The following is an 11,529-nucleotide window of genomic DNA, read 5'->3' as shown; positions in this document are numbered from 1 at the left end:
CACCCACACCGCGCCCAAGCGCGTGGTGATCATCGGCGGCGGCGACTGCGGCACCCTGCGCGAGGTGCTCAAGCACCCGGGCGTGGAGAGCGCCACCCAGTGCGACATCGACGAGCAGGTCACCCGCATGGCCGAGAAGTACTTCCCGGAACTGTGCGAATCCAACGGTGACGCGCGCGCCGAGCTGCTGTTCGACGACGGCGTGGCCTACATGGCCAACTGCGCCCCGGGCAGCGTGGACGTGGTGATCGTGGACTCCACCGACCCGGTCGGCCCGGCCGAAGGCCTGTTCAACAAGGCCTTCTTCGAAAGCTGCTTCCGCGCCCTGAAGGACGACGGCCTGCTGGTGCAGCAGAGCGAGTCGCCGCTGGCGCTGCTGGACCTGATCAAGGATATGCGCGCGGAAATGGGCAAGGCCGGCTTCCAGTCGTTCAAGACCCTGCCGTTCCCGCAGCCGTGCTACCCGACCGGCTGGTGGTCGGTGACCGTGGCCAGCAAGCAGGCCGGCTTCGGCTTCGGCTTCCGTGAGGCCGATGCGGCCGCCAAGCCGTTCGACACGCTGTACTACACCGCCCCGCTGCACACCGGCGTGCTGGTCAGCCCGCCGTTCGTGGCCAAGGCACTGGGCGACTAAGCCACCCAGGCCCGCCGTGGTGACCCAACCCCGCGCCCGCAAGGCGCGGGGTTTTTCGTTTGTGGCGATGGCGAGCGCAAAGGCCCGGCAGTGTTGCAAGCCAACCAGCGCAACGATCCTTTCCGTCACGCGATTCCTACATTTTTTTTACATTCAGCAATTCGTGGACTGTTCAGTTTTATAATTCGGCCACTCAACACGAATCACCCCGAAGACCGGCAGTTCACGACGCTTTCCGCGCCCACGCCGCGTCAGGAAGGTCTGCCATGAATTCCCTGCCCGCCTTTGACGGTGAACATGCCGTCGTCCCCACCCCCAACCTGCTCAAGCGCGGCGAACGCCTGCTCGAGCCCGACGTCTACCGCACCGAGCTCGATGGCCGGCCGGCCGTGGTCAAGGATTACCGCCGCTACCGTGGCACGCCGCTGGCGCCGGTCGCGCGCCTGCTGGTCCGCCGCGAGGCCCGAGTACTGGAACGCCTGAAGGGCTGGAAACATGCGCCGGCGCTGCTGGGCACCCTGGGCGGCCTGGCGCTGGGCATGGAGTTCATCCCCGGCGATACCCTCAGCGCCGGCGTGCAGGGCGTCACCCAGGAAGTCTTCGACCAGCTGCAGAACGCGCTCGGCCGCCTGCATGCCGCCGGCATCACCCACAACGACCTGCATGGCACCAACGTGGTGGTCAGCGCCGGTGTGCCGGTGCTGCTGGATTTCACCTCGGCGTGGCGCTCGCCGCGCTGGTTGCGCAACGGGCCGATCAGCCGCCAGCTGCGCCGCAGCGACATGAAGAACCTGGTGAAGATGCGCCAGCGCCTGACCGGCCAGCGGCCAAGCGCCGAACAGGTGGCCCTGCTGGCCGAGCCGGGCTGGGTGCAGGCCATTCGCGGTACGTGGAAGCGCCTGTACCGGCGGATCAAGGGCCAGGAGTGACCACCCGGGGCGTGCAGCCCTGGCGTGATGGGGCCTGATGCGTTGGTTCCGGGCGGAACCGGGAGCCGGAGCCCCCTCCCCGGCGATGCGCTGCCGGGATGGCGTCCCGGCCTGCGCGGTGGCTCAGAGCGCGTCGGCGTCCACTTCGCCGGTACGGATGCGCACCACGCTGCCCAGGTCGTAGACGAATACCTTGCCGTCGCCGATCTTGCCGGTACCGGCGGCCTTGACGATGGCCTCGACCACTTCGTCGGCCTGGGCGTCGGTGACCGCCACTTCGATCTTCACCTTGGGCAGGAAGTCGACCACGTACTCGGCACCGCGATAGAGCTCGGTGTGGCCCTTCTGCCGGCCAAACCCCTTCACCTCGGTGACGGTGATGCCGGCCACGCCACGCTCGGCCAGCGCTTCACGCACATCGTCCAGTTTGAACGGCTTGACGATGGCCATGATCATCTTCATCGGTCGCTTCCCTCGGGTTATCTGTCCGAAGGATACCCTCTACGCCGGTGCGCTTGGCCACCCCGGCCAAGGTGCCGGCATGGGCATTACGGACTATCCTTACCGCCTGCCATAACGGACCCCGATGCGCCGCACGCCGCCGACCCACTAGGCTCGGCCAATTCCTGCGGAGACCCACCATGATCGACCTGAACCACATCGACGAACTCGCCCGTCGCCTGAGCGACCTGGTACCGCCGGGCCTGCGTCAATCGCGCGAGGAGCTGCAGGCCACCTTCAAGAGCGCCCTGCAGGCCGGCCTGGGCAAACTGGACCTGGTGACCCGCGAGGAGTTCGAGGTGCAGCGCGCCGTGCTGCTGCGCACCCGCGAGAAGCTCGAGGCGCTGGAACAGGCCGTCACCGCATTGGAAAGCCGCACCGACACCCCGTCCGCCTGAGCCGGGCCCGATGAGCCTGGCGCTGGTGCACAGCCGCGCCCGCGCGGGTGTGCACGCGCCCCCGGTACGGGTGGAGGTCCACCTGTCCGGTGGCCTGCCTTCGACCCAGATCGTCGGCCTGCCCGAGGCCGCCGTGCGCGAATCGCGTGACCGCGTGCGCGCCGCCCTGCTCTGCGCGCAGTTCGAGTATCCCGCGCGGCGCATCACCATCAACCTGGCACCGGCCGACCTGCCCAAGGACGGCGGCCGCTTCGACCTGCCGATCGCCCTGGGCATCCTCGCCGCCAGCGGCCAGATCGACCGCAATGCACTGGCCGGACATGAGTTCATCGGCGAGTTGGCGCTGACCGGCGAGCTGCGCGCGGTCGACGGCGCGTTGCCCGCGGCGATTGCCGCCGCGCAGGCGCAGCGCACGCTGGTGGTCGCCGAAGGCAATGCCGCCGAAGCGGGGCTGGCGCGGCATGCGCAGGTGAAGGTGGCCCGCACCCTGCTGGAGGTCTGCGCCGGCGTGAGCGGCGCCAAGGCGTTGCCGGAGGCAAGCGTGCCGATGGCCACGCCTTCGCCACAGCCGGACCTGGCCGATGTGCGCGGCCAGCAGCAGGCGCGGCGTGCCCTGGAGATCGCCGCCGCCGGCAGCCACCACCTGCTGATGCTGGGTTCGCCAGGCTGCGGCAAGACGCTGCTGGCCTCACGCCTGCCCGGCATCCTGCCCGATGCCAGCGAAGCCGAGGCCCTGGAGACCGCGGCGGTCGCCTCGTTGAGCGGGCGTGGCTTCGATCCGGCGCACTGGCGCCAGCGCCCGTTTCGAGCCCCGCACCACACCGCCAGCGCGGTGGCGCTGGTGGGTGGAGGGTCGCACCCGCGCCCCGGCGAGATCTCGCTCGCGCACAACGGCGTCCTGTTCCTGGACGAACTGCCGGAATGGAACCGCCAGGCCCTGGAGGTACTGCGCGAACCGCTGGAGTCGGGCACGGTCACCGTGTCGCGGGCGGCGCGCAGCCTGGAATTTCCGGCGCGGTTCCAGCTCGTCGCCGCGATGAACCCGTGCCCATGCGGCTGGGTGGGGGATGCCAGTGGCCGCTGCCGGTGCCCGCTGGAAGCCATTCGCCGCTACCGGGCGCGCATCTCCGGACCGCTGCTGGACCGCATCGACCTGCACCTGCAGGTGCCGCGCCTGCCGCCGGCGGAACTGCGCGGCGATGCACCACCGGGCGAGGACAGCGCGACCGTGCGTGCGCGGGTGATGCAGGCACGTCACCGGCAGCTGGCGCGGGCCGGCAAGGCCAACGCGCACCTGGGGCAATCGGAAACCCTGCGCGATTGCACGTTGCAGGCGGCCGACCACGACCTGCTCGAACAGGCGATGGAACGGCTGCAGCTGTCGGCGCGCTCGATGCATCGCATCCTGCGGGTGGCACGGACCATCGCTGATCTGGCGGGGGCGCCGGCGATTGACCGGTCGCACCTGACCGAGGCGATCGGGTACCGGCAGCTGGATCGCGGGAGCGCGGCGGGAGACCGGCGGTAGTCCTGCGTGTGGCGTGGGGGCGTCAGGGGCGATCAACGGCCCCACCCCTTGCGGGAGCGGCGGAAGCGGGCCTGTGACGGTCGGCAATGGCCTGCGCAACGACGCGCCCGGTGCAGGGAGGGCCAGGGAAAACGCGATCATGTGAGACGCGACGCTTCCCCGATTCATGCAACTGACCAACAATCCGCCCACCATTCCCGCGTGCAGCGACGGAGCCGTCCCATGGAACGCATCGAACGCCCCTACTACCCGATCATCTACGTGCGCGGCTATGCGATGACCCGCGACGAGATCGTGGAAACCACGTCCACGCCGTTCATGGGCTTCGAGGCAGGCTCGACCAAGATGCGCCAGGCGCAGGACGGCTCGGTGGTGAAGTTCGTGTTCGAATCGCCGCTGGTGCGGCTGATGAAGGACCACAACTACCGCGACGTGTACGAGTTCGGGGCCGAGCGGCGCGACCGCATCTCGCCGCGCTGCATCGTCATCCACCGCTACTACGACCCGGCCGACCCGGCCTTCGGCGATGGCCGGACACCGTCCATCATCGACGCCGCCACCAGCCTGGGGCGTCGCATCGAGGAATTGCGTGACAGCGTCTGCGGCAACAACGCCGCCATGCGCCGCGACTTCCGCGTCTACCTGGTCGCCCATTCGATGGGCGGGCTGATCTGCCGCTGCCTGCTGCAGAACCCGGAGGTGGCCAGTGCACAGACCCGTGCGATGGTCGACAAGGTGTTCACCTACGCCACCCCGCACAACGGCATCGAGGTCGGCGGGATCAACCTGCCCAACCTGCTGTCGATCAATGACCTGAACAACTTCAACCGCACCAATATGGGCAAGTACCTCAAGGTGCCCAAGGACAAGGTCAACACGCTGGGCAAGGCGGAGTTCCCGCCGCAACGCATGTTCTGCCTGATCGGCACCAACAGCCGCGACTACGCCGCCGCGCATGGCCTGTCCTCGTTCGCGGTGGGTGCGTTGAGCGATGGCCTGGTGCGCATCGCCAATGCCTACGTGGAAGGCGCGCCACGCGCCTTCGTCAACCGCAGCCACAGTGGCTACTTCGGCATCGTCAATTCCGAGGAGGGCTACCAGAACCTGGTGCGCTTCCTGTTCGGCGATACCTGCGCCACGGCGCAGCTGGACATCACCGCCCTGCCCTTCCCGCCCGAGATCGAGGCCGCGCGCCGCAAGGGCAAGAAGATCCAGTCCTCCTACTACATCGAGTCCACGGTCGCCCCGCGCGGTGCGTATACCTACGAGCTGACCTCGCGCACGCAGGCCAACCAGTGCGCCATCCGGCGCAGCTACGACGAGATGTTCAATGCCGACGGCAGCGTGCGCCGCGAGGCGCGCTCGCCGGTGCTGTTCTCGGTGTTCCTGGACAGCGGCAGGATCATGGCCGGCAGCGAGATCGCCTTCTCCATCGACCTGGCGGTATGCAATGCCGGCTACGAGGTCGATGGCGCGCTGTTCCTGAATAACCACATCCCCGGCGAGCACCTGTTCCGCAACACGCTGGTGCTGTTCGCCAAGCCGGCCGATGGCGGCGGCTGGCGCCTGCGCTATGTGTGGAGCGATGACCAGTGGGCCGGCGGGCCGAAGAACGAGGCCGAGCTCGACGCCGCGCGCACCAAAGCGATCGGTATCGTGCAGCAGGCACCGGATGTGTTCTCGGTGCCGCTGCGCTCGGCCAAGGGCTTTGCCGCCGAGCTGAAGCTGTCCCTGTCGGCCTGGCAATGAGGGCCGCGCTCAGCGGCCCCATTCCGGCGGCGTGAACAGCCCCGGGCGTGCCAGCGGCGACGCGGTTCCCGCGGCCCGGTCCAGCTCCTGGTTGAGGCTGTCCACGAACACCGGCTCGTTGAGGTAGGCCACGTTCAACCGCGTCCACGGCGAGACCCGTTCCGGATCCAGCTGGAACAATGCGCCCGGGGCCAGCACCACGCCGCGCGACAACAACCGCGTGGTCAACTGGTGGGTGTCGGTGATGTTGGCAAAGCGCGCCCACAGGTACAGACTCTGCGCCGGTTCGGCGAACACGGTGGCGCCCATGCCGTGCAGCACCTCCAGGCCCCTGGTGGTGGCCGCGCGGGCGCGATCCTGCAGGCGTTTGACGTGGCGCAGGAAGTTGCCCCCGCGCAGCATCGCCTCCAGCACCCGCTCGGCGTACTCGCTGCCTCCCAGGTGCAGCAGCAGCTTGATGTCGGCCAGTTCCTCGACGTGGGCTTTGTCGCCGGCGATGAAGCCCACCCGCAGCGAGGCGGACACCGATTTGGAGAAACTGCCGACGTAGATGACGTTCTTCAGCTGTGCCATCGCCGATACGCGCGGCGTGGCGTTGGCCTTGAAGTCGGCCATCGCATCGTTGTCGACGACCAGCAGGTCATGCGCGGCCGCGAGCTTGGCCAGGCGCTGCGCGACGTCGGCCGAGATATCGGTGCCGGTGGGGTTGTGGGCCACCGACTGCATGAAGAACAGGCGCACCTTGTTCCGCTGCAGGATGGACTCCAGCACGGCCAGGTCCGGGCCATCGGCGCGCCGCGGCACCGCCACCAGGTTGGCCCCCTGCAGGCGCAGCTTGCCGTACAGCGGGTGGTAGCCCGGCTCCTCGACCAGCACCGTGTCGCCGGGACGCACGTGGCAGCGGATGATGATGTCCAGGGCGTGGTTGGCACCGAAGGTGGTCACCACCTGCCGGGGGCCGACCTCGATGCCGTAGCCGGCCAGCCGGCGGACCAGGTGCTGGCGCAGCGGCAGGTGACCGTAGCGGTTGCCGTAGCGGAACAGGTTGGCCACGCCGGAGCGGACGATATGCCGGTGGAAGCGGTCCACGCGCATGTCCATCAGCCACTCCACCGGCGGGAAGCCCTCGCCCAGATGCGCGCGGCCGGGTTCGCGCACCGCCTGCTGGCGCATCAGCCAGATGGTGTCGATGGCCTGGTTATAGGCCGGTGGATCCTCGTCGGTATCGCGCTCGCCCAGCCCGGCCATTTCGCGCACGTAGAAGCCCTTGCCATGGTGTGGTTCGACCAGGGCGCGCTCGCTGAGCAGATCGAAGGCGGCGATCACGGTGTTCTTGGAGTAGCCGTTCAAACGGGCGTACTCGCGCAGGGAGGGAAGCTTGTCACCGGGCTTGAGCGCGCCGGCCAGTATCTGCCGGCCGATATCGGTAGCGACTTTTTCAGCCAGGGAGAGAGGGGGGTAGTCGACAGTCATGGTTGTCCATACGGCTGATGCGTCCAATCGCGCCACTGGGATGACGGACAAACCGCATGTGCCCGTCGGCGAGCGGACTCTCCATGGATGCCTGAAGCATCGGGGCCCGCATCGCAGCGCGCCGCTACTGTCGTCGCAAACTGTACCTCCGGGCGAAGCGTGCAACGCAACGCTCCATCCCGGTTGGGCGACAGCACAGGCGACTTCTTATGTGTACCAGATGCGACGCCGGGCGCAGTGGAAAACCTTGCAGAACATGTCGGTGCTGACATGGATCTGCATGGACCGATCCAGCCATCGCATTGAACGTCCTTCGGCACGGCGCTCGCTCCACGCACGATGTCGTCGCGTGTCATCCCTGCCACAAAGCGCGGCAAGGGCCGATAAGGGTCTCATCTGGCTTTCACGCCAGCGGCATCAACAAAGCACGCCGGATGCCGGCGATAGCCGCGCTTCCGCGCACAGATCCAGCAATGGATCACTTCGTCCCATCGCAGCCTTGCAACGGGACGTCGGCACCTGCGCACGATGCGCAGGTGCCGGTGGCGCTCAATCGGCGCTGCAACGCAGCTTCAGCTCCACGCTGCTGTCCTTCGGCAGGCCGGGAATCGTCAGGCCGGTGGTCGACTGCAGCGCGGCCACGGTCAGCGGTGTCGGGCAGCTGGCGCCGCCAGTGCTGGTGCAGGTCAACGCACTGCACGCCAGGCCAGCCACCGCCGGGTCGCGCACGACCGCGCCGTCCGCCGGCTGCGGCCCCTTGTTGCCGATCACAAGCGTGTAGTCGAACGGCGTGCCCGGCACCACCGCGGCAGCGTTGTTGGTCTTGGTGATGTACAGGTCGACATCACTGCGCTCGTTGACGAACTCGCACTGGTAAACCTGCGAAGTGGCCAGCGTGCCGGCCGGCAGCGTGTAGGTGCTGCCGTTGAGAGCACCCAGCACCGTCCCCTGGCTGTTCCGGCAGGTCGCCGACGCCAACCGCCAGCCCGGGGCGACCGTCTCGCTGATGGTCACCGCCTGCGCGGTCACGTCCACCGTGTAGGGCTGCACGCCGTTGGCGGCGTTGCCGTCCGCGTCCACCTGCGTCGGCGTGCCGGCGTTGGTGGTGGTCACCTGGCCGCTGGCATGGGTTCGGGTATTGGTCAGCGCGAAGGAGAACGGCCCACCGGTCGCGCCGGTGGTGGTCTTGCTCAGCGCGATCACCGGCGGCAGGGCCGGCGGCGGCGCGGCCGGGCACCGTGCGCCGTCCAGGTTGCTGGAGGTGGGCGCATTGGGTGCCAGCACGTCATAGAACATCGCACCGCCGCTGCCACTGACGTTGAAGATCCGATAGACCAGCCCCGGCGGCGTGGTCGCACCCGAGCGGTAGGCGTACATCGTGCCCGCGCTGTCGAAGAAGATGCCGCCCCAGCCACCACTGCCCGGTGACAGCGGCAGCGCCAGCGGCAGGTCCACCTTGGCACCCGTGGCGGAGTTGACCCGGAACACCCCCCCCGTGGTGTTGTTGACGCCGTAGATGTTGCCATCGGTCGGGTGGAAGGCCATGTCCGAGGACTGCGCGAAGGCGGTCGTGGCCACCGGCGAGCCGACCACGGCGTTGGTGGCCACGTTGATGTAATAGAGGCTGCCGGCGTTGGCGGCGGCGTAGTAGCCGGTCCCCGGCTGGATGTCGGCGACGACGAACTGTCCGCTGAAGCCCAGCCCGCTCGGCGCTGCGGCGAACGGCAGGTCGGCCACGCCGTTCTGGCCGATGCGCACCAGCCGCGGTACGTCGCCGGCACCGGTGCCCTTGTAGTAGCCCCACAGGTAGCCGTCCTGCTGGCGGAAGCCGATGCCGTTGACGCCGCTGTTGGCCAGCGGGCCACTGGTGCCGAGCAGGCTCATGGCACCGGTGCTCAGGTCCATGGTGTAGAGGTTGCTGTCACGGGTGACGAAGGCATCGGTGGGGCACGTGGCAAACGGCGCCGGGCACAGCACGGTGAAGTTGGCGGTGGCGCTGTTGTCGTCCGGGTTCATGTCCGAGAAACCGGAGCTTGCCGGGAACACGGCTGCGGCGGTGTTGCTGACGGTGGCGTTGCACTGCGCGCTGTCGGTGACGTAGCCGGTGATGCTGAAGGTCAGCACGCCGCCCGGGGCCAGCGTGTAGTTGCTGGTGCTGATGCTGCCGGTGCCGCTGGCGGCCGGGCAGGTCGAGCCGCTTGATGCGCTGCAGGTCCAGGTGGCGTCGCGCAGCTGGCTGGGCAGGCTGTCACTGAACAGCGCCGCGTTGGCCGGGGTGATCGTCGGGGCCTGGTTGCCCGCGTCGACGGCGTTGATGTCCTTGTTGGTCAGGGTGACGGTGTAGCTGAGCCGGTCGCCCTTGGCGGCCTGCGGCGTGGACACCTGCTTGGTCACCACCAGGTCGGCCGGGGCACGCACGAACACCTCGCGCACCTCATGCACGTTGACGTAGCCGCCGGTGGAGCCGCCAAAGCCCAACCGCAGGTTGGCCGGGGCCGCGTAGGCGAAGTCCTGATTGCTGATCAACTGGGTCATGGTCTCCGGCGTTGCGCCGTAGAACACGTTCACCCGGTAGCCGGTGCCGCTGCCCTTGGGGACCAGCACCAGGCGCACGCGCCGGTTGCTCGTCGGGCGCGAGGTCACGCCGGTCACGTCCAGGGTCTGCCCACCGGGCAGGGTCAGGCCGGCCACGTAGGGGTTGCCGCTGCCGACCGGGCCACGGATGGCGATGCTCTGCGGCTGGCGGGTGGCGCCGTGCGGCGTGATGCCGGTGCAGGCATCGGTCACCGTCCGTGCGTCGCTGGAGAAGTTGCCGAATTCGTCCAGCGCCACCGCCAGGTACCCACCGTTGCCGTGGCAGAAGCCCAGGCTCGCGCCCGGCTTGGCGCCGGCCATGCTGCCGTTGGCGTCGTACAGGAACGCACTGATGCCATCGGCGCCATTGGATGCCACGCCGCCCCAGCTGACGTAGTCGAACTCCAGCAGCACGCCGCTGGAAGACGGGAAGCCCGAACCGGTGTACAGGCTGACGCCGGCCTGGTTCTGCCGCTTGGTGGTCAGGCGCAGCCAGCCACTGCCGTTGGCATCGTTGGTGTTGGTATCGGAGATTGCGCCGTAGCCGCCGGTGAGGATGTTGCTGTCATCCACGGTGCCGGCGTTGTCCACCTTCGGGATCGACCAGCCTGGCGCCGTGGTGTTCCGGAAGCTGGCATTGACCACGAACTGCGCCTTGGCCTGCACGACGTGGCCAGCCAGTACACCGGCCGCCACCACCACGATGGCTTTCTTCCAACTCATCAAGATCCTGTCCCCCATGACTCTCTGGCGTCGCACCCGGCCACCGGGCCAGGCGCACGCCGCTTGGTTTGGTTCAATGACGGGAAGCCCGCGGGTGCTTCCCGAAGGGATGGCGCGGGCCAGCCGCGCCAGCGGTCCGCGCATCAGTAGCTGCCCACCACGTTGAGGAACCACCCCCGGTGGTCGTAGTCGAAATCAGTGAGCTTGTCGCTGAAGTCGGTGAAGTTGTAGCCGACGCCGACGCGGAAGTTACGGCCGATGTCGCGGTCCAGCCCCACCAGGGCACCCTGCCGGCGGCCACCGTCCTTGACCGCCAGCGAGCGGTATTCCGCCAGTGCGTGCCAGTTGGTGGTGACGCCATAGCGCACCTGCCCAGCCAGGAACGTCGCCGCCGAATCGGCCCAGGCCCCGGTCATGCGGCCCATCCGCACTTCGCCCTCGCGGCGAGCCGCCTTGAGCGCGAATTCCCAGTGGTTGAGCGGGCGGTACACGCCCTCGAACGACAACACCTGGCTGCGCTGGTCGTAGTAGGCGCTGCTGGTGTCCTGCGCCAGCGTGGAGACGTCGTACAGGTACGTGTAGCGGCCCAGCAGTCCCCAGCGGGTGCTGTTGAACGGGCGGTAGGCGAAGCCGAGGTTGCCTTCGATGAACTTCGCCCCGGCCAGCGGATCCAGCGCGTCGTCGGTGTCGGAGTAGTTGAAGCGCGCGGCGATGCGCAGGCTCTCGCTGAACTTGTGGGTCAACGCGTTGGTGGTCACCCACTGCACGCGGCGCTCGGCGCCGCTGTCCTTGCGCCACTCCAGCTTGCTGCTCCACTGCGTGGCCGACGAGGTGCGGCCACCGCTGAGGCTGACCGCGCGCCGGTTGATGGTGCCGGCGCCACGGTCCAGTTCCGCATCCTGCAGCTGGAAGCCCAGGTTCCAGCCCACGCCGGGATAGAAGTCCATGCCGAAGGTGTGGGCCAGCCCGGTTTCGTTCGGTGCCTTCAGGTACTGGCTCTCGTTGAACACGTTGACCTGG

General features: G+C 68.4%; 8 protein-coding genes and 1 pseudogene. 5 read left to right on the top strand and 4 right to left on the bottom strand.

The window, feature by feature from the left end; genetic code table 11:
• On the top strand, nt 1-634 hold a 634-nt coding region (locus VA603_RS18445; RefSeq protein WP_323439699.1), incomplete at its 5' end, for a spermine/spermidine synthase domain-containing protein.
• Between the two features lie 266 nt (nt 635-900).
• Nucleotides 901-1,563: an RIO1 family regulatory kinase/ATPase domain-containing protein gene (locus tag VA603_RS18440; RefSeq protein WP_132862600.1), complete on the top strand. Its 663-nt coding sequence runs from the start codon at nt 901-903 to the stop codon at nt 1,561-1,563.
• 123 nt (nt 1,564-1,686) lie between these two features.
• On the opposite strand, the gene VA603_RS18435 is transcribed toward VA603_RS18440, so the two are convergent.
• Entirely contained in the window at nt 1,687-2,025 is a 339-nt protein-coding gene (locus VA603_RS18435) for a P-II family nitrogen regulator (RefSeq protein ID WP_057635941.1), read from the bottom strand.
• A gap of 179 nt (nt 2,026-2,204) precedes the next feature.
• On the opposite strand from VA603_RS18435, the gene ubiK reads away from it, so the two are divergent.
• From ubiK to VA603_RS18420, 3 genes are all read left to right on the top strand, one after another.
• Nucleotides 2,205-2,462, top strand: coding sequence for a ubiquinone biosynthesis accessory factor UbiK (gene ubiK, locus VA603_RS18430; protein WP_323439698.1), 258 nt, complete (start codon nt 2,205-2,207; stop codon nt 2,460-2,462).
• A 10-nt stretch (nt 2,463-2,472) separates the two neighbouring features.
• Entirely contained in the window at nt 2,473-3,990 is a 1,518-nt protein-coding gene (locus VA603_RS18425; protein ID WP_323439697.1) for a YifB family Mg chelatase-like AAA ATPase, read from the top strand.
• Nucleotides 3,991-4,212: 222 nt separating this feature from the next.
• The gene (locus VA603_RS18420) at nt 4,213-5,739 is read left to right on the top strand and encodes an esterase/lipase family protein (protein ID WP_323439696.1); all 1,527 of its coding nucleotides are present in this window, start codon (nt 4,213-4,215) and stop codon (nt 5,737-5,739) included.
• Nucleotides 5,740-5,748: 9 nt separating this feature from the next.
• Here the strand turns inward: VA603_RS18420 and VA603_RS18415 are convergent, their stop codons facing one another.
• The 3 genes and pseudogenes from VA603_RS18415 to VA603_RS18405 form a co-directional block, all read right to left on the bottom strand.
• On the bottom strand, nt 5,749-7,212 hold the full coding sequence (locus VA603_RS18415; RefSeq protein ID WP_313255181.1) for an aminotransferase-like domain-containing protein: 1,464 nt from the start codon (nt 7,210-7,212) through the stop codon (nt 5,749-5,751).
• Nucleotides 7,213-7,761: 549 nt separating this feature from the next.
• Complete coding sequence (locus VA603_RS18410) at nt 7,762-10,509, bottom strand: DUF6923 family protein (protein WP_323439695.1); 2,748 nt, start codon at nt 10,507-10,509, stop codon at nt 7,762-7,764.
• A gap of 143 nt (nt 10,510-10,652) precedes the next feature.
• A pseudogene (locus VA603_RS18405) lies at nt 10,653-11,529 on the bottom strand (hypothetical protein); the annotation flags it as partial.

It is taken from the genome of Stenotrophomonas capsici, from assembly GCF_034961085.1.
GTDB lineage: Bacteria > Pseudomonadota > Gammaproteobacteria > Xanthomonadales > Xanthomonadaceae > Stenotrophomonas > Stenotrophomonas capsici.
This window is presented reverse-complemented; position numbering and strand designations above follow the sequence as displayed.

What these genes read in the sequence shown, in the direction of transcription:
- VA603_RS18410 (WP_323439695.1), bottom strand. Translation starts at nt 10,509, where the DNA reads ATGAGTTGGAAGAAAGCCATCGTGGTGGTGGCGGCCGGTGTACTGGCT.
- VA603_RS18415 (WP_313255181.1), bottom strand. Translation starts at nt 7,212, where the DNA reads ATGACTGTCGACTACCCCCCTCTCTCCCTGGCTGAAAAAGTCGCTACC.
- VA603_RS18420 (WP_323439696.1), top strand. Translation starts at nt 4,213, where the DNA reads ATGGAACGCATCGAACGCCCCTACTACCCGATCATCTACGTGCGCGGC.
- VA603_RS18435 (WP_057635941.1), bottom strand. Translation starts at nt 2,025, where the DNA reads ATGAAGATGATCATGGCCATCGTCAAGCCGTTCAAACTGGACGATGTG.
- VA603_RS18440 (WP_132862600.1), top strand. Translation starts at nt 901, where the DNA reads ATGAATTCCCTGCCCGCCTTTGACGGTGAACATGCCGTCGTCCCCACC.
- ubiK (WP_323439698.1), top strand. Translation starts at nt 2,205, where the DNA reads ATGATCGACCTGAACCACATCGACGAACTCGCCCGTCGCCTGAGCGAC.
- VA603_RS18425 (WP_323439697.1), top strand. Translation starts at nt 2,473, where the DNA reads ATGAGCCTGGCGCTGGTGCACAGCCGCGCCCGCGCGGGTGTGCACGCG.